Origin of the sequence: Serratia sp. CY31944, from assembly GCF_052169175.1 — a bacterium.
GTDB classification, from domain to species: Bacteria; Pseudomonadota; Gammaproteobacteria; order Enterobacterales; family Enterobacteriaceae; genus Serratia; species Serratia sarumanii.
In genome coordinates this window covers 39,248-57,264 of the sequence record NZ_JBJNLG010000006.1, presented here as the reverse complement: position 1 = coordinate 57,264, position 18,017 = coordinate 39,248, and the positions used below count along the sequence as shown (strand labels likewise).

Here is an 18,017-nt window from a genome sequence, read left to right as displayed (position 1 = left end):
GGCCATTTTTATTTCGTCTCGAATAAAGGAGGCAGCATGAAAATTGTTATTGCACCGGATTCATTTAAAGAAAGCGTCAGCGCAGAACGGGCGGCGCGGGCGATCGCGCGCGGCTTCCACGAGGTTTATCCCGATGCCGAGTGCGTCTGCCTGCCGATCGCCGACGGCGGCGAAGGCACGGTGGACGCGCTGGTGGCCGCCACCGGCGGGCGCAAAGTGAGCGTGGCCGCAACGGGGCCGCTGGGGGAACGGGTGGCGGCGTTTTACGGCATCAGCGGCGACGGCAAGACGGCGGTGATCGAAATGGCGGCGGCCAGTGGATTGATGTTGACGCCGGCGGCGCGCCGTAACCCGCTGCTGGCGACCAGCTACGGCACCGGCGAACTGATCCGGCATGCGTTGGATCAGGGCATTCGCCACCTGATCCTCGGCATCGGCGGCAGCGCTACGGTGGATGGCGGCGTCGGCATGGTGCAGGCGCTGGGCGGGCGCTTCTACCGCCCGGACGGCAAGGCGCTGCCGTGGGGCGGCGGCGAGCTGGCGACGCTGAGCGGCGTCGATCTCGGCACGCTGGACGCACGCCTGCGGCAGTGCCGGATCGAGGTCGCCTGCGACGTAGACAATCCGCTGGTGGGGCCGCGCGGCGCGGCGGCGGTGTTCGGGCCGCAGAAGGGTGCGACGGCGGCGATGGTGGCGCAGCTGGAACAGGGCCTGACGCAGTATGCTGAGGTGATCCGCCAGAGTACCGGTCACGACGTGCGGCACGTCGCCGGCGGCGGGGCGGCGGGTGGCATGGGGATCGCCTGCCAGGTGTTTCTCGGCGCAACGCTGAAGCCGGGTATCGAGATCGTGATGGCGGCGCTGGGCCTGGAGCAGGCGCTGGCGGAGGCCGATCTGCTGATCACCGGCGAAGGGCGCATCGACAGCCAAACGCTGGGTGGCAAGGCGCTGTCCGGCGTCGCCCGTCTGGCGCGGGCGCGCGGTTTGCCGGTCATCGCGCTGGCCGGCGTGGTGGAGGAAGGGGCGGAGGCGCTGCACGCGCAGGGGATCGACGCGATGTTCAGCATTCTGCCGCGCCTGAGCACGCTGGAGATCGCGCTGTCGCAAGGGGAACTCAACCTGCAGCGCAGCGCCGCCAACGTCGCCCGCGCGATGCGCATCGGCCGGCGATTGGGATAAAAAAGAAGGCCACGCTGCGCGAGCAGGTGGCCTTGGTTTTGGCGGCGAAGCGCTTACGGCTCGACGTCGCGGTTGCAGTCCTTGGAGTAGATGTAGCTGAAGGTTTCCTGGCCCACCGCATAGCCTGCCTGCTGCACATAGGCACCCATGAAGATATAGTCGCCTTGCTTCACCGGCATCCATTCATTGTCCAGGTTGTACACGCCGGCGCCGCTGAGAATGTAGGCGCCATGCTCTTGCACGTGGGTCTCGATGTAGCCGTGGCTGGCGCCGGGGGCGAAGGAGAGGATGTGCATATTCATGTCGAAGCCCAGATCTTTCGGCAGCAGATCCTGCAGGATCACCTCGCTCATGCCTTCGTAGTGGATCTTTTCCAGGTTGGCGACGTTGTTGCTGACTACGTGCGCCTCGTAACCCTTGATGCGCTGGTAGCGGCGCTTGTAGAGGAACAGGCGGCTGGATTGGCCGCCGTTGGCGTTTTCCAGCCGCAGGGTGACGCCCGCCGGGCAGTAAAGATAGCCGCCGGCGGTCAGCGGGTAGTCGGTGGCGTCGGCGGAAGCGGTGATGGCGCCGTCGATGACGTACACGAAGGTTTCGATCTCTTCGCCGCCAAAGCCTTTAGTGTTGCGGCCGCAGTCGTGCAGCGTTACCAGATAATCGACGAAGGTGGCGCCCAGTTTCGGCGTCGACAAGATGGTGACGTCGCAGTTTTCAAAACCGGGAATGACGTTGCGCACCAGGCCGTTCGGCGGGATCAGCGCATAGTTGCCGCGTTTGATGATGGCGCGCGTTGACAGAATGTCGGTTGGATAACCGGTTTGATTGTTGAAGTAACCCACGTTGATTCTCCTGATCGTTGAAAGGGCGCCGCGGCGGCGCCCGGTAAAAAAGCGCCGTCAGGCCTCGGTGGCCGTTCGGGTTGGCGTAGTGCGTTTCATCAAGACGTTGACGGTGAAGAAAATGGCGGTGCCCACCAGCAGGATGGCGGCGGAGATGTAAAACCCCATCACCTTGGAGCCGGTGCTGTCGGAGATCACGCCGGTCAGGAAGGGGGCGATCACCGACGAGGACATGCCGAAGAAGTTGAACACGCCGAAGCTGGTGCCATAGCCTTTCTTCGGCGCGTTGTCGGCGACGAAGGAGATCATGATCGGATCGACCGCCAGCTTGCCCAGCAACCCGTACAGGATCAGGCTGATCAGCAGCATGGTGGAGTCCGGCGAAATGACGGTGCAAACCAGCATCACCGCCGCGCACAGCTCGAGGAAAATGATCAGCTGCACCTTCTTGTTGCGGAAACGGTCGGACATGCGGCTGAAGAACAGCGCGCCCGGCACCGAGGCGAATGCCACCAGGGCGGAGGAGAAGCCGATGGCCACCCCTTCAAAGCCGCGCTCCTGCTGCAGGAACGAGGGCAGCCAGGTGACTATCATGTAGTAGCCGTAGCAGGTGGCGAAGTACATCGCGTAGGCGGAGATCATGCGCAGGCTGAACAGGCCGCTGGGCTGGCCGTCCTCCTCGGGCTCGGCATCCGTCGGCGCAACGGTCTGGCTGACGGCCGCCGGGGCGTGAGGCTGCGAGCCTTTGATGACCACGGCGAACACCAGCGTCATCACCACCAGCAGGCCGGTGATGATGAACAGCATGATCTGCCAGTTCATGTTGAAGCTTTTCACCAGCAGGCTGGAGGCGATCAGGCCGATGGCCATGCCGAGCGCCGAGCCGCTGTTGATCACCGCGGTCGCCAGGCCACGGCGTTCCAGCGGGATATTCTCCGACGACAGGGAGTAGGCCGAGCCGTAGTAAGAGCCGCAGCCCATGCCCGCCAGCAGGCTGCCGGCATAGACCATGGTCAGGCTGGTGGCGTTGCCGATCAGCAGCGTGGCGATGATGAACAGGCAGAAGCCCGGGATCAGCACCACCTTCTTGCCGAATTTGTCCACCAGGATGCCCGCCGGGATCTGCATCCCGGTGTAGGCGAAGAAGTAGAAGCTGGCGATCAGCCCCATTTCCGCATTGGAGTGCGCGCCGATGGTTTGTTGGATCTCGGGGAAGATCGGCGTCAGGACGGTGCGATAGATCCAGATCACCGCCCAGCCCAGACAGAGCACGACGACGATCTTTTTCCAGTAGCGCGGGTCGATGTCGTTACTCATGCCTCGGCCCCCTGTTCGGTGTAGGCCAGCTGATACAGCGTCTGCGCCAGGATTTTCACCCCTTCGTTCAAATCGGCGACGGCGGTTTTTTCCGCCGGGTTATGGCTGATGCCGGCGATGCTCGGCACGAACATCATCACCGTCGGCACGCGCGGGGCGAAGATTTGCGAGTCGTGTCCGGCGCCGCTGTGCATCATGCGGTAATTCAGCCGCTGCGTTTCGCACAGGCGGCTGACGCAGGCCACCAGCTGTTCGTTCATCGGGATCGGCGCTTCGTCCATCCACAGATCGATCTCGGCCTCGATGCCCATCTCGGCGCAGATGCGCTGGATATCCTGCTCGATCTCCTGCGTGAAGCGCAGCAGCGCGGCCTGATCGGTGTGGCGGCAGTCGAGGGTGAAGTGGGTGAAGCCCGGCACCACGTTGACGGTGTTCGGCTTCGGCTCCACCTTGCCGAAGGTCAGCACCAGCGGGTCGCCCTCGGCGCGCGCCTTGGCGATCGATTCGCAGCAGATGCGGCTGAAGGCGTGCACGGTATCCCGGCGGTAGCTCATCGGGGTGGTGCCGGCGTGGTTGGCTTCGCCCTGCAGCCGCACGTCATAACGCCGTTGGCCAACGATGCTGGTCACCACGCCGATGGTTTTGCCTTCGGTTTCCAGCACCTTGCCCTGTTCGATATGGATCTCGACGAAGGCCGCGATGTCGCTGCGCAGCGGCTGATGCGGCGGGGGGAAATCGAAACCGGCGTCGCGCATGGCGTTGACGAAGCCGACCCCCTTGGCGTCCGTAATGTGCTGCACGTCTTCCCGCCGGGCCAGGCCGACGATGTTCTTGCTGCCCCAAAACACATAAGGGAAGCGGCTGCCTTCTTCTTCCGCCAGCGCGATGACTTCCAGGCTGCGCAGCGGCGGACCGTAGGTGTCTTTGAGGTGTTTGATCGCCATGAAGGCGGCTTCGATACCGAACTGGCCGTCGAGGTTGCCGCCGTTGACCACCGTGTCGATGTGCGAACCGGAGAGAATCACCTGGTCGGGGTATTTGCTGCCCTCCAGTCGGCCGAACAGGTTGCCGACCGCATCAAAATGGGTGCTCAGCCCGGCGGCCTCGAAGGTGGTTTTCAGCGCGTGCTGCGCTTCGATCCATTCCGGGGTATAAAGCAGACGCGTCATGCCGCCGCTGGGGTCGGCGCCGATTTTCGATAACCAGCCGGAAATATCACGGATTTCTTGTTGGAAGTCTTTCATGTTTACCTGCCCGCATGTTGTGTCTCAGCGGCGATGCGGCCAGGGCGGAGGCTATTCGCCGCCGGCCGACCTATTGCGCTGAGCGCGCTGATGAAGGTTTTCTTTTTTCTCCCCGGCTCAGAAATATCAACCGCGAGCCGCGGCGTAAAAAGCCCACGATAATAAGAGAGCGTTAACTGGCGAAGGGATCTTTATGGTCGTAAGAACGCTGGTAAATAGCATTTGAAATTAAGTATTGATAAATATCATCGACGATTTCGATGCCGTTTTTCTCGCTTTCCATTTCACGCGCATGGCTGTTCTGCCCTGGATAAAGCACTTTGCTGACGCCCGGCGCCGGCTTAACGGCATTCAACTCTTTCATGACCTGGCTGATATTTTTACGGAACGCCGATTCGTTGGTGAAATAACCCGGATTCAGGACGATATGCAATTGCCCCAATTCCCGGCCGGCGCTGAGATCGTGATACATCGAGCTGACGTGTTTGCCGAACGGCAGGCCGAGCAAAATGCCCGACAGCACGTCGACCATCATCATCAGGCCGTAGCCTTTCGGCCCGGCGATCGGCAGCAGCCCGCTGACGGCGAACGGATCGGTGGTGTGCTTGCCCTCGGCGTCCACCGCCCAGGTGTCGGGGATGGCGGCGTTGCGCGAGCGGGCGTCCAGCACTTTGCCCCAGGCCTGCACGGTGGTGGCCATATCGAAGGTGATCAGCTCGTCGCCTTCGCCCGGCGCGGAGAAGGCGATGGGGTTGGTGCCGTAGTAGACCTCGGCGCCGCCGTACGGCACCACCATCGGATCGGACTGGCACAGCGAAATGCCGACCATGCCGGCGCGCGCCGCCTGCTGCACGAAGTAGGACAGCGCTCCACTGTGGCCGATGCGGCGCACGCCCACTACCGCCACGCCGTTCTCTTTCGCCATTTCAATGGCGCGATCCATGCTCAGCTTGGCCGCCACGTGCCCGGCGCCGTTGTCGCCGTCGAAAATGGCGCTGCAGGGGCCGGTTTTCTCAAAGGTGAAATGCGGGTGATTATTGGTGCCGCCTTTGCTGATGCGTTCGGAATAGTATTCGACCCTGACCGCGCCGTGAGAATGAATGCCGCGCGCATCGGCATGAACCAGCACGTCGGCGACGATGCCGGCGTGTTCCTGGCTCAGGCCGGCGGCGTGAATTTTTTGCTGGATAAGCTGATGTAATTGTTGTTTAGAGACCTTCATATACAGTCCTTTTATCACTACGGTTTATTTAATTCGCCTCTGCGTTGTAATGTATAAATACCGGGGGGGAATAATGTGATCCAGATGCGTTTTATCCGATTGGATTAAAAATTCGTTGAATTAAATCGCCATTGTTAGAAGTTTTTTTATAAATGCTTTTTCCCTTCTGGATTAACTAATATTCAGGTGATTAAGTTATTTTTTCTAACAATGGATAAAGTGTGACCGTACTCACCTCGGGGCACGATTTTAATTTGTAGCTTGATAATTAACCTTTTCGCTGAATTCAATGCGTCGCCGTGCCGCCGGTGCGGGAATATTGCCGATATTATTAAATGCTGTCTTAAGGATATCACCATGATCCATGCTTTTATTAAAAAGGGGAGCTTTCAGGATTCCGTCAGCCTGATGTTGATCTCCCGCAAACTCAGTGAATCTCCCAAGGTCGAGGAAATATCCGTCATGATGGGGACACCGGCCAATAAATCCTTATTGGAGGTGACCGGTTTCTGGCACCCGCAGTTTAGCGAAGCGACGCCGAACGATATTTGCGTGGCGATCAAGGCGGAGTCCGCCGACGAGACGATCGCCGAGGAGATCGGCGCGGCGCTGGAGACGGCGCTCAAGGCGATTGCGCAGGGCAGCCAGGGCGGCAAAAAACTGCTGCGGGCGCGCAGCTGGCGCACCGCCAGGCAGAAGCTGCCCGCCGCCAATCTGGCGCTGATCTCGATCGCCGGCGAATACGCGGCGGAGCTGGCGGATAGCGCGCTGGAAGACGGCTGCAACGTGATGATGTTCTCCGACAACGTCAGCCCGGCGCAGGAAGTGGCGCTGAAAACCAAGGCGCGCGAACGCGGGCTGATCGTGATGGGGCCGGACTGCGGCACCGCCTGCATCGCCGGCGCGCCGCTGGCATTCGCCAACGTGGCGCCCGCCGGATCTATCGGCGTAGTGGGCGCCTCCGGCACCGGCATTCAGGAACTGATTTCGCAAATTGCCCTGGCGGGCCAGGGCATCTCGCACGCCATTGGCCTCGGCGGGCGGGATTTGACGGCGGAGATCGGCGGCATCAGCGCCATCAGCGCGCTGCGCATGCTGGCGGCGGATCCGCAGAGTCTGGTGCTGGCGTTCGTGTCCAAACCGCCGGCGCCCGAGGTGCGCCAGCGGGTGATCGACGAGATGAAAGCGCTCGGCAAGCCGGTGGTGGCGCTGTTCCTCGGCGCGCAGTCCGCCGTGCGTCAGGAGGGCAACATCACGTTCGCCGCCACGCTGGATGAAGCGGCGCGGCTGGCGGCGATGCTGGGCTACGTGCAGCAACAGGCGGCACAACAGCCCGCGGTGCCCGGCGGCAAAATCGCCGGGCTGTACGCCGGCGGCACGCTGGCCGCCGAATGCGCGATGCTGCTGGCGGAAAAACTGTCCCTGCCGGTGGATAGCGAGCACCCGCGCGGCGCCATGCTGATGGCCGACGGCCATCGCATCATCGACATGGGCGATGACTTTTATACCCAGGGGCGACCGCACCCGATGATTGACCCGACCGCCCGCAATCAAGAAATCGCCCGCCTGGCACAGCAGCCGCAGACCGGCGTGTTGCTGCTGGACGTGGTGATCGGCTTCGGCGCTCAGGACGATCCGGCGGCGTCGCTGGCGGCTGAGGTGGCCAACGTGCGCGCGGCGCGCGGCGCGGCCCACCCGCTGGCGGCGATCGCCACCGTCACCGGCACCGAACAGGATCCACAGCAGCGCTCGCGGCAAATCGCCACCCTGCAGGAAGCCGGCATCGCGGTGATGCCGTCGCTGCCGGCGGCGGTCGCGTTGGCGCACCAGCTGATTACCCCCGTCTTACCCGCACCTGAACGCGAACGGCCGGCCTTGCTGGACGGCGTCGCGGTGATCAACGCCGGGCTGCGCAGCTTCGCCGATGACCTGCAAACCAGCGACATCCCGGTGGTGCATTACCAGTGGGCGCCGGTGGCCGGTGGCGATCAACGATTAGCCAACATCTTGAAAAAATTAAAGTAAGGAACCGCTATGTACGCAACGATTGAGCAAGCAAACGCCGCCGTTATCGCCCGTATCCGCGAGGCGCGCCCGCACTGGCAGGATGTGGATCTGGCGCACCGTTTGATCCCGCAGCTGGCCGAAGGACGCAAGCTGCTGCACGCCGGCCCGCCGGTCACCTGGCAAGAGATGAGCGGCCCGGTGCGCGGCGCCTGCATCGGCGCCTGCCTGTTCGAAGGCTGGGCGCAGGATGAGCAGCAGGCGCTGGCGCTGCTGGAGCAGGGGGAGATCGAGTTCATCCCGTGCCACAGCGTGAGCGCGGTGGGGCCGATGGGCGGCATCACCTCGGCCCACATGCCGATGGTGGTGGTCAGGAACACCGTTCACGGCAATTACGCCTACTGCAACATGAACGAAGGCATCGGCAAGGTGATGCGCTTCGGCGCCTACGGCGAGGACGTGCAGCATCGCCTGCGCTGGATGCGCGACTCGCTGGCCCCGGTGCTGAAAGCGGTGCTGGCGACGCTCGAGGAAGGGATCGATCTGACCGCGCTGATGGCGCAGGCGATCAGCATGGGGGACGAATTCCACCAGCGCAATATCGCGGCCTCGGCGCTGCTGATGCGCAGGCTGGCGCCGGAGATCAGCCTGCTGCCGCGCGATAAGGCGGAGCTGGCGCAGGTGATGCAGTTCCTCAGTATCACCGATCAGTTCTTCCTCAATCTGGCGATGGCCTACTGCAAGGCGGCGATGGACGCCGGGGCGGAGATTGAGCAGGGCACCATCGTCACGGTAATGACCCGCAACGGCAAGAACTTCGGCATCAAGATCAGCGGGATGGGCGATCGTTGGTTCACCGCCCCCGTCAATACGCCGGAAGGGCTGTTCTTCTCCGGCTTCAGCCAGGCGGACGCCAACCCGGACATCGGCGACAGCGCGATCACCGAAACTTTCGGCATTGGCGGCGCGGCGATGGTCGCGGCACCGGGCGTGACGCGCTTCGTCGGAGCTTCCGGCGGCATGAGCGCCGCCACCGACATCTCCGAGGAAATGGCGGAGATCTACCTCGAGCGCAACATGATGCTGCAGATCCCGACCTGGGACTTCCAGGGCGCCTGCCTGGGGCTGGATGCGCGCCGGGTGGTGGAAACCGGCATCACGCCACTGATCAACACCGGCATCGCCCACCGCGAAGCCGGGGTCGGGCAAATTGGTGCCGGCACGGTGCGCGCGCCGCTCGGCTGCTTCGAGAAAGCGATCGAAGCGCTGGCCGATAAGCTCGGCATCACGGCGTAAGCGAACGGAGGGGCGTATGGACATTATCGCGTTGGCCGGCAGCCGCCATGCGACGCAAGACTACGGCGCGCTGCGCTGCGTCGGCAGCTTCAACAACGCGATCAATTTCCTGACGGAACGCGCGCGGCTGCTGACGCTGCACCGCGCCGGCAGCGGCCTGAGCCCGATGGGGTGGCAGCTCGGTACGCGGGATTTCGACCGCGTGCGGCGTGCGGCGCCGTCTGTACGACGCTGCGCCTTCTCCGCCGCAGGCATCACGTTGGATGGGCTCCTGGTGCGGCCCGCCGCCGCGGCGCGGGATCTGGCGCTGACACCGCGCGCGGCCATTGCCGATCGGCCGCTGACGGCGGTATTGCAGCGCTGCACGGCGCAGTGCGGGTTACACGGCGAGCTGGGCCGATTGGTGAAGCAGCCGTTAACGCCGGAGCCGGCCGCGCTGGTGCGGGATTTCTCCCGTTGGCTGCGGGGCGGCACGGTCGACTGGCGCCAGGCGCTGGGCAAGGGGCCGGGGCTGACGCCGAGCAACGACGACACCTTGCTCGGCCTGCTGCTGAGCGCGCACCTCGACAGCCGCATTCAGGTCGCCGGGCTGGCGCCGTTTTTCGCCCAGACGCCACCGCTGGACGCGCTGACCACGCTGGTGAGCGCGCACTACCTGCGTTACGCCGAGCAGGGCGTGTTCGCCACGCCGCTGCATGCGTTGGCGCAGGGACTACGGGCGCCTGAAGAGGTATCGGCGGCGGTGGCGGCGGTGCTGAGCCTGGGGCACTTTTCGGGAGCGGACACGCTGCTGGGCGTGTGGCTGGGGATGACGACGATTAACGAACTGTGCGGCGCGCGGTGTGAACACGAGAGCCGGATCGCGGATCCGGCCGGGACGGTATGATTTCAACTACGGGTGCAAACCATGAAAACCTTGGTCATTGCGTTGGGCGGCAACGCCCTGTTGCAGCGCGGAGCCGTGCTCTCTGCGGAAAATCAGTATAAGAGCATCGCCCTTATCGCCGACGCCATCGGCAAGCTGGCGCAGAAATACCGCATCGCCATCGTACACGGCAACGGGCCGCAGGTAGGACTGCTGGCGTTGCAGAATCTGGCGTACCGCGACGTGCCGCCCTATCCGCTGGATATTCTGGTGGCCGAAAGCCAGGGCATGATCGGCTATATGCTGGCGCAGCAGTTGAGCGCCAGCCATCCGCAGCAGCCGGTGTCCACGCTGCTGACGCGGGTGCTGGTGGATGCGCAGGATGCGGATTATCAGGCGCCGAGCAAGTTCATCGGGCCGGTGTATGCGCCGGAACAGCGGCAGGCGCTGGAGGCCAAATACGGCTGGACGCTGAAGGCGGACGGCAACTACATCCGCCGGGTGGTGCCTTCGCCGGCGCCGCAAAAGATCCTCGACATCGAGGCGATCACGCTGCTGCTGTCGCAGCGGCACATCGTGATCTGCAACGGCGGCGGCGGTATTCCGATGATCGCCGACGAGCGTGGGCTGACGGGCAGCGAAGCGGTGATCGATAAAGATCTGGCGGCGGCGCTGTTGGCGGAGCAGGTGGGGGCCGATCATCTGGTGATCCTCACCGACGCCGACGCGGTGTATCAGGAGTGGGGCACGCCGCGCCAGCGCGCCATTCGGCGCGCCACCACGCAGGAGCTGGCGCCGATGGCGGTGGCGGACGGCGCCATGGGGCCGAAGATCATGGCGGTCAGCCGCTTCGTCGATCGCACCGGGCGGACGGCCCATATCGGCGGCCTGCAGGATATCGACGCGGTGCTGGCGGGCCAGGCCGGCACCTCTATTTTGCCTTAGCCGCCGTCGGTTTATCCGCGCCCGCGTTGGCGCGGATAAGTATGCCTAAATGGCATGATTTCAATAATTTTTATTCATTTCATGATGTTGCTCGCCTTGGCTAGAGTAAAAACACCCCGGTATTTACCGTCAAAAATTTGTCATTTTTATTTGCGACTATGCTTTTTGAAATGACATTTCGGCCAAGGATTGTTATGGATTCGCTCAGTGTTGATGAACTCGCCCAGAAGAAAGATCGCTGGTATCGCATTGTCGAGGAGATGTTGGCGGAAGCCGGCGTCGCCATCAACGGCCCGCGCGCCTGGGATATCCGGGTGCACAATCCGGCGCTGTTCAAACGCATTTTGCAGGAAGGCTCGCTCGGTTTCGGCGAAGGCTATATGGACGGCTGGTGGGAGTGCGAACGGCTGGACATGCTGTTCACCCGCATTCTGCAGGCCGGCGTCGATGAGCGGCTGCCGAAAAGCCTGAGCGACATCGCGCGCATCGCCTATGCCCGGCTGTTCAACCGCCAATCGCGCAAGCGCGCCTGGCAGGTGGGCAAAGAGCACTACGACATTGGCAACGACCTGTTCCGGGCGATGCTCGATCCCTACATGCAATACTCCTGCGGTTACTGGAAAGAGGCGCAGACGCTGGAGCAGGCGCAGCAGGCCAAGCTGCGGATGATCTGCGAAAAACTGCAGCTGAAGCCGGGCATGACGCTGCTGGATATCGGCTGCGGCTGGGGCGGGCTGGCGCAGTTTGCGGCGCAAAACTACGGCGTCTCGGTGCACGGCGTGACCATTTCGGCCGAGCAGCAGAAGCTGGCGCAGGCACGCTGCGCCGGGCTGGACGTCGAGATCTTGCTGCAGGATTACCGCGATCTGGATCGCCAGTTCGATCGCATCGTGTCGGTCGGCATGTTCGAGCACGTCGGGCCGAAAAACTACGAGACCTATTTCAGCGTCGCGGCGCGCAACCTGAAGCCCGACGGCCTGTTCCTGCTGCACACTATCGGTTCCAATCAGACCGATCTCAACGTCGACGCCTGGATAGACAAATACATCTTCCCCAACGGCTGCCTGCCTTCGGTGCGGCATATCGCCGAGGCCAGCGAAGGGCGTTTCGTGATGGAAGATTGGCACAACTTTGGCGCCGATTACGATCGCACGCTGATGGCCTGGCTGGAGAACTTCAAACGGGCATGGCCAGAGTTGGCCGGCGGCTATTCCGAGCGCTTCGAACGCATGTTCACTTATTACCTGAACGCCTGCGCCGGCGCGTTCCGTTCGCGCAACATTCAGCTGTGGCAGGTGTTGTTCAGCCCTGCGGGCGTGGAGGGCGGGGTGCGGGTCTATCGCTGATATCCCCGTCATATTTCAAGCTGCATCTGTGTTGGCTGCGTTTGCGCGCCCCGGTCGCTTACTTGAGTAAGTTCCCGGGGACTTACAAACTTGCCGCCTTGATGCAACTCGAACTATTTAGGGGATACCCTTCAATATTTACTTTGGGACAACACATATACCCAATGGATTTCCAGTTGCGTCTAGGCGGCAAACGTGAGAAACCCCAGGAGCTTAGATAACTAAGTGACTGGGGTTCGAACGTGCAGCCAACAACGATGCGGCTGGAAAGACGAAGGGTATATCAGTACAGCAGGGAGTACAGCTGGCGGCGATATTTAGCGGCCAGCGCGTCGCCGGTGCCGAGCGCGGCCAGAATGTCCATCAGGGTCTTGCGCGCGTTGCCGTTGGCGGCGGCCAGATCTTTCTTCAGATGCCCCATCAACAGTTCCAGCGCTTCTTCGTTACGCCCGACCTGATGCAGCTGTAGCGCCAGCTGCACCGCCAGCTCGACGTTGCCCGGCTGCTGCTGTACCTGCTGTTGCAGCTGTTGGATTTCCGGGGTGTCCGCCGCCTGCTTCAATAGTTCAATCTGCGCCACCAGGCCCTGATAGCGGGTATCGCGATCCTGCAGCGGGATGGTCGCCAGCACCGCTTCGGCGTCTTCGCTGCGGCTGAGCGCGATCTGAGTTTCGGCCAGGGCCAGGCCGATGTCGCTGCGCTGTTGGCTGCTCTGCCAGGCGTCTTTCAGCAGCGGCAGCGCTTCGGCAGCGTTGCCGGCGGCCAGCAGTTCCTGCGCCTGCGCCAGTTTCAGATCTTCTTCCTTCGGCAGGAAACGCTGCAGCAAGTCGCGGATCGCTTCTTCCGGCTGCGGGCCCTGGAAGCCGTCGACCGGCTGACCGTCTTTGAACAGGTAGACGGTCGGAATGGAACGCAGCCCGAATTGGGAGGCGATCATCTGTTCGGCGTCGCAGTCCACCTTGGCCAGAATGAACTGGCCGGCGTATTCCGCCGCCAGTTTGTCGAGCACCGGCGTGAGCTGCAGGCAGTGTTGGCTGCGTTCGGACCAGAAGTAGAACAGCACCGGAATGGACATCGACTGTTCCAGCGTCTGGTGCAGGTTAGTTTCGTTAATATCAACAACAGCTTGAGCTAGCATCTTTTTTCTCTCTGATCGTGCGGAGCCATGGGGTGTAGATGGGGGCGCGCCGCCATTCTTCAACCCCGGCGGGCGAATTAAGCGTTGCTGCGCAGCAGCCAATCCAGACAGTGGCCCGGTAGAATGCGGCGCAGCACGCTCATCGCGTGCGCCAGCAGGGTCACCGGGTAGCGCAGTTTGGCGCGCGGGCTTTCCAGCGCGTGGCGCAGCTTGGGCAGAATGGCCTCCGGCGGCAGCGTCAGGCGCTTGGCGATGCCGGGGTTATGCACCGGTTTGTCGCTCTGCGTCTGATTGACGTTCTGGCTAAAGTGGGTGGAAATCGGCCCCGGTTCGATCAGGCTGACCTGAATGCCGCTGCCGTGCAGCTCCATGCGCAGCGCGTCCGACCAGGCTTCCAGCGCGAATTTGCTGGCGGCGTAGGCGCCGCGCCCGGCACTGGAGACCAGGCCCATCACCGAGCTGGTCTGGATAATGCGCCCTTCGCCGTGCGGCAACATCGCCGGCAGCAGCAGCTGGGTCAACTGGTGGGTGCCGAACAGGTTGGTGGCGAACTGCCGCTCCAGCTGGCTGCGCGAGATGCCGCTGAGCGGGCCGTAAACGCCGAAGCCGCCGTTGTTGAACAGGCCATACAGGCGGCCGCCGGTCAGCGCGATCACCTCGGCGGCGGCGCGCTCGACGCTGGCGCTGTCGTCCAGATCCAGCTCGATGCCTTCCAGCCCGAGCTGGCGCATGTTTTCCACGTCCTGCGGCTTGCGGCAGGCGGCCAGCACCCGGTAGCCGCGGTTGCGCAGATCCTGCGCCGCAATCAGTCCAATCCCGCTGGAGCAGCCGGTTATCAATACTGCTTTTTGCATAACTTTACCTAGTGTACGACCCTAATTTAGTTAGACTCATGTTTTACTAGCGGTTCCAGGCGCTCCGCCATCCAGGTGGCGATAAACGGCTGGGCGTCCCCATTGGGGTGCAATCCGTCATCCTGCATCCATTCCGGCTTCACCACCACCTGTTCCATATAGAACGGCAGCAGCGGAATGTTGAACTGCTTGGCCAGCGCCGGATAGACGGCGCTGAACGCCTCGGTATAGCGGCGGCCGTAGTTCGGCGGGATGCGGATCTGCATCAGCAGCGGCAGTGCGCCGGCCTGCTGCACCCGCGTGATGATCTGGCCGAGATCGCGCTGCATGTCCGGCGCCGGGAAACCGCGCAGGCCGTCGTTGGCGCCCAGCTCGATCAGTACCCAGCGTGGCTGATGCTGTTTCAGCAGCGCGGGCAGACGCGCCAGCCCCTGTGCGGCGGTGTCGCCGCTGATGCTGGCGTTGACCAGCTGCGGCGCGCCCGGTTTTTTCTGCCACTGTTCGGCCAACAGCGTCGGCCAGGCCCGCTCGATCGGCAGGCGGTAGCCGGCGCTTAAACTGTCGCCCAAAATCAACAAGGTATCGGCGGCGACAGCGCGTAAACTGAATAATCCCAACAGCAAAAGGAAGGGAAGATGCCAGCGGAAAACGTTCTTGAAGTTCATCATCTTAGTAAACACGTTGGTCAGGGTGAGCATCAGCTCACCATCCTTACCGGAGTCGAGCTGCTTGTCAAACCCGCGCAGACGATCGCCCTGATCGGCGAATCCGGATCGGGAAAATCGACCCTGCTGGGCATTTTGGCCGGGCTGGATGACGGCAGCGAGGGCGAGGTGCGCCTGCTCGGCGAGTCGCTGACCGCGCTGGACGAAGAAGGCCGCGCCGCGCTGCGCGCCAGGAACGTCGGCTTCGTGTTTCAGTCGTTCATGCTGGTGCCGACGCTGAACGCGCTGGAAAACGTGCAACTGCCGGCGCTGCTGCGCGGCGAGAGCGACAGGCAGAGCCGCGAGCAGGCGGTGCAGCTGCTGGAACAGCTGGGATTGGGCAAACGGCTCGATCACCTGCCGGCGCAGCTGTCCGGCGGCGAGCAGCAGCGTGTGGCGCTGGCGCGCGCCTTCAGCGGCCGGCCGCGGGTGCTGTTCGCCGATGAACCGACCGGCAACCTCGATCGCCAGACCGGCGATCGCATCGCCGACCTGTTGTTCTCTCTCAACCGCGATTTTGACACCACCCTGATCCTGGTGACCCATGACGAAACCCTGGCGGCGCGCTGCCAGCGGCGGCTGCGGCTGCGTGAAGGCAAGCTGTGGGAGGAAGCATGATCTGGCGCTGGTTCTGGCGCGAATGGCGCTCGCCGTCGCTGCTGATCGTTTGGCTGGCGTTGACGCTCTCCGTGGCCTGCGTGCTGGCGCTGGGCAGCATCAGCGATCGCATGGACAAAGGGCTCAGCCAGCAGAGCCGCGATTTTATCGCCGGCGATCGGGTGCTGCGCAGCGCGCATCCGGTGCCGGAAGGCTGGCTGCTGGACGCGCAACAGCAGGGGCTGACGCTGAGCCGCCAGCTGTCGTTCACCACCATGACCTATGCCGGCGACCGGCCGCAGCTGGCGGACGTGAAAGCCACCGATTTGGCCTATCCGCTGTACGGCAAGCTGGAAACGCGCCCGGCCAACATCAAGCCCGAACCGGGCAGCGTGCTGGTGGCGCCGCGTCTGCTGGCGCTGCTGAACGTGAAAGTGGGGGATTCGCTCGAGGTGGGCGACACCACGCTGCGCATCGCCGGTGAAATCATTCAGGAGCCGGACGCCGGCTTCAACCCGTTCCAGACCGCGCCGCGCATCATGATCAACCTGGCGGACGTCGATAAGACCGGCGCGGTGCAGCCGGGCAGTCGCCTGACCTACCGCTACATGTTCGCCGGCGCCGAGCCGGATATTCAGCGTTACGAAGAACGGCTGACGCCGCAGTTGACGCCGGATCAGCGCTGGTTCGGGCTGCAGGAGTCCGGCAGTGCGCTCGGCAAGTCGCTGCAGCGATCCCAACAGTTCCTGCTGCTGTCGGCCCTGCTGACGCTGCTGTTGTCGATCGCCGCCGTGGCGGTGGCGATGAGCCACTATTGCCGCAGCCGCTACGATCTGATCGCGGTGCTGAAAACCCTCGGCGCCGGGCGCGGCGCGCTGCGTAAACTGATCGTCGGCCAGTGGCTGGCGGTGATGGCGCTGGCGGCGGTGTGCGGCGGGGCGATCGGGCTGGCGTTTGAAGCGCTGTTGATTCGCCTGCTGAAGCCGGTGTTGCCGGCCGCATTGCCCGCCGCCGGCGCCTGGCCGTGGCTGTGGGCGCTCGGCGCGCTGGTGCTGATTTCGCTGCTGGTCGGGCTGCGGCCGTACCGTCAGCTGCTGGCCACCCAACCGCTGCGGGTGCTGCGCCGCGACGTAGTGGCCAACGTCTGGCCGCTGCGCTACTTCCTGCCGGTGACGGCGGCGATCGTGGTGGCGCTGCTGGTGACGCTGATGGGGGCCAGCACGCTGCTGTGGGCGATCTTGGCGGGCATGGCGGTGCTGGCGCTGCTGCTGGGCGGCATCGGCTGGGGCAGCCTGCAGCTGCTGCGCCGCATCACGCTCAAGAGTCTGGCGCTGCGGCTGGCGGTCAACCGCCTGCTGCATCAGCCGTGGGTGACCATCAGCCAGCTGGCGGCGTTCTCGCTGTCGTTTATGCTGCTGGCGCTGTTGCTGGTGCTGCGCGGCGATTTGCTCGACCGCTGGCAGCAACAGCTGCCGCCGGACAGCCCGAACTATTTCCTGCTCAACATGACCGAGGCGCAGGTGCCGCAGGTGAAAACCTTCCTGCAGCAGCACCAGATCAAGCCGGAAACCTATTATCCGATCGTCCGGGTGCGCCTGACCGAGATAAACCAGCAGGTGGCGACCGAGCGGGTGCATGAAGACGATCCGGGCGGCGAGGCGGTGAACCGCGAGCTGAACCTGACCTGGTTGGCCGATCTGCCGGATCACAATCCGCTGGTGGCGGGCAATTGGCCGCCGAAAACCGGCGAGGTTTCGATGGATGAAGGCATTGCCGGGCGGCTGAAGATCACGCTGGGCGACACGCTGACCTTCAGCGGCGATACCCAGGCGTTCAGCGCCAAAGTCACCAGCCTGCGCCAGGTGGATTGGGAGAGCCTGAAGCCGAACTTTTACTTTATCTTCCCGCCGGGCGCGCTGGACGGCCAGCCGCAGACCTGGCTTACCAGCTTCCGCTACGACGGCGACGGTCAGATGCTGACCCAGCTCAACCGCCAGTTCCCGACGCTCAGCCTGATGGACATCGGCGCGATCCTGAAACAGGTCGGCGGCGTGCTGCAGCAGGTCAGCCGCGCGCTGGAGGTGATGGTGGTGCTGGTGGTGCTGTGCGGCGGCCTGCTGCTGCTGGCACAGGTGCAGGTCGGCATGCGTCAGCGCCGCCAGGAGCTGGTGGTGTATCGCACGCTGGGCGCCGGCAAACGGCTGCTGCGCCGCACGCTGTGGTGCGAGTTCGCCCTGCTGGGGCTGGTGGCGGGCATCGCGGCGGCGGTGGGCGCCGAGGCGGCGCTGTGGCTGCTGCAGAGCCGGGTATTCGACTTTCCGTGGACGCCGACGCCGGTGCTGTGGTGGGCGTTGCCGCTGGCCAGCGCGCTGCTGCTGTCGCTGTGCGGCGGCTGGCTGGGCGTGCGCCTGCTGCGCGGTCGGGCGCTGTTCCGCAGTTATGATGGCTGAGGTAAAGCAAGATTAGG

Annotated in this window: 15 protein-coding genes; 8 read left to right on the top strand and 7 right to left on the bottom strand. The window is 63.6% G+C overall.

From position 1 onward, the window contains the following. Positions 1-36: 36 nt before the first annotated feature. On the top strand, positions 37-1,179 hold the full coding sequence (locus ACJ8IN_RS08880) for a glycerate kinase (protein WP_308325482.1): 1,143 nt from the start codon (positions 37-39) through the stop codon (positions 1,177-1,179). Between the two features lie 53 nt (positions 1,180-1,232). On the opposite strand, the gene allE is transcribed toward ACJ8IN_RS08880, so the two are convergent. From allE to allD, 4 genes are all read right to left on the bottom strand, one after another. Beyond that, positions 1,233-2,018 (bottom strand): (S)-ureidoglycine aminohydrolase, encoded by a 786-nt coding sequence (allE, locus tag ACJ8IN_RS08875; RefSeq protein ID WP_033637377.1) that lies wholly within the window; start codon positions 2,016-2,018, stop codon positions 1,233-1,235. A 57-nt stretch (positions 2,019-2,075) separates the two neighbouring features. After that, a complete protein-coding gene (locus ACJ8IN_RS08870) occupies positions 2,076-3,335 on the bottom strand; it encodes an MFS transporter (protein WP_234721631.1) in 1,260 nt (419 codons plus the stop codon). Continuing rightward, positions 3,332-4,579, bottom strand: a complete 1,248-nt coding sequence (gene allC, locus ACJ8IN_RS08865; RefSeq protein ID WP_041033718.1) for an allantoate deiminase — start codon at positions 4,577-4,579, stop codon at positions 3,332-3,334. Before allC ends, ACJ8IN_RS08870 begins: the two co-directional genes overlap by 4 nt. A 172-nt stretch (positions 4,580-4,751) precedes the next feature. Beyond that, a complete protein-coding gene (gene allD, locus ACJ8IN_RS08860; RefSeq protein WP_015376901.1) occupies positions 4,752-5,801 on the bottom strand; it encodes an ureidoglycolate dehydrogenase in 1,050 nt (349 codons plus the stop codon). A gap of 357 nt (positions 5,802-6,158) precedes the next feature. On the opposite strand from allD, the gene ACJ8IN_RS08855 reads away from it, so the two are divergent. The 5 genes from ACJ8IN_RS08855 to cfa all read left to right on the top strand — a co-directional run bounded on the left by ACJ8IN_RS08855 (position 6,159) and on the right by cfa (position 12,257). Next, on the top strand, positions 6,159-7,826 hold the full coding sequence (locus ACJ8IN_RS08855; protein WP_308325483.1) for an acyl-CoA synthetase FdrA: 1,668 nt from the start codon (positions 6,159-6,161) through the stop codon (positions 7,824-7,826). A 9-nt stretch (positions 7,827-7,835) separates the two neighbouring features. Further along, positions 7,836-9,101, top strand: coding sequence for a DUF1116 domain-containing protein (locus ACJ8IN_RS08850; RefSeq protein WP_041033722.1), 1,266 nt, complete (start codon positions 7,836-7,838; stop codon positions 9,099-9,101). A gap of 16 nt (positions 9,102-9,117) precedes the next feature. Then, positions 9,118-9,987, top strand: a complete 870-nt coding sequence (locus tag ACJ8IN_RS08845; RefSeq protein WP_060421944.1) for a DUF2877 domain-containing protein — start codon at positions 9,118-9,120, stop codon at positions 9,985-9,987. 21 nt (positions 9,988-10,008) lie between these two features. Then, on the top strand, positions 10,009-10,911 hold the full coding sequence (locus ACJ8IN_RS08840) for a carbamate kinase (protein ID WP_234721634.1): 903 nt from the start codon (positions 10,009-10,011) through the stop codon (positions 10,909-10,911). Between the two features lie 194 nt (positions 10,912-11,105). Then, positions 11,106-12,257, top strand: a complete 1,152-nt coding sequence (cfa, locus tag ACJ8IN_RS08835; protein ID WP_033637384.1) for a cyclopropane fatty acyl phospholipid synthase — start codon at positions 11,106-11,108, stop codon at positions 12,255-12,257. A gap of 283 nt (positions 12,258-12,540) precedes the next feature. Here cfa and ACJ8IN_RS08830 read toward each other — a convergent pair whose 3' ends face one another. From ACJ8IN_RS08830 to tesA, 3 genes are all read right to left on the bottom strand, one after another. Continuing rightward, positions 12,541-13,395, bottom strand: coding sequence for a co-chaperone YbbN (locus ACJ8IN_RS08830; protein ID WP_308325484.1), 855 nt, complete (start codon positions 13,393-13,395; stop codon positions 12,541-12,543). 77 nt (positions 13,396-13,472) lie between these two features. Next, positions 13,473-14,249 (bottom strand): SDR family oxidoreductase, encoded by a 777-nt coding sequence (locus ACJ8IN_RS08825; protein WP_060421933.1) that lies wholly within the window; start codon positions 14,247-14,249, stop codon positions 13,473-13,475. Positions 14,250-14,275: 26 nt separating this feature from the next. Next, positions 14,276-14,914 carry a multifunctional acyl-CoA thioesterase I/protease I/lysophospholipase L1 gene (gene tesA, locus ACJ8IN_RS08820; RefSeq protein ID WP_161726004.1) on the bottom strand — a complete coding sequence of 213 codons (639 nt, stop codon included), beginning with the start codon at positions 14,912-14,914 and terminating at the stop codon, positions 14,276-14,278. Between tesA and ybbA the strand changes: the two genes are divergently transcribed. Continuing rightward, a complete protein-coding gene (gene ybbA / locus ACJ8IN_RS08815) occupies positions 14,885-15,571 on the top strand; it encodes a putative ABC transporter ATP-binding protein YbbA (RefSeq protein WP_004940192.1) in 687 nt (228 codons plus the stop codon). The two genes, tesA and ybbA, sit on opposite strands and share 30 nt — an antisense overlap. Then, positions 15,568-18,000, top strand: coding sequence for a putative ABC transporter permease subunit YbbP (ybbP, locus tag ACJ8IN_RS08810; RefSeq protein ID WP_060421930.1), 2,433 nt, complete (start codon positions 15,568-15,570; stop codon positions 17,998-18,000). Before ybbA ends, ybbP begins: the two co-directional genes overlap by 4 nt. Positions 18,001-18,017 lie beyond the last annotated feature (17 nt).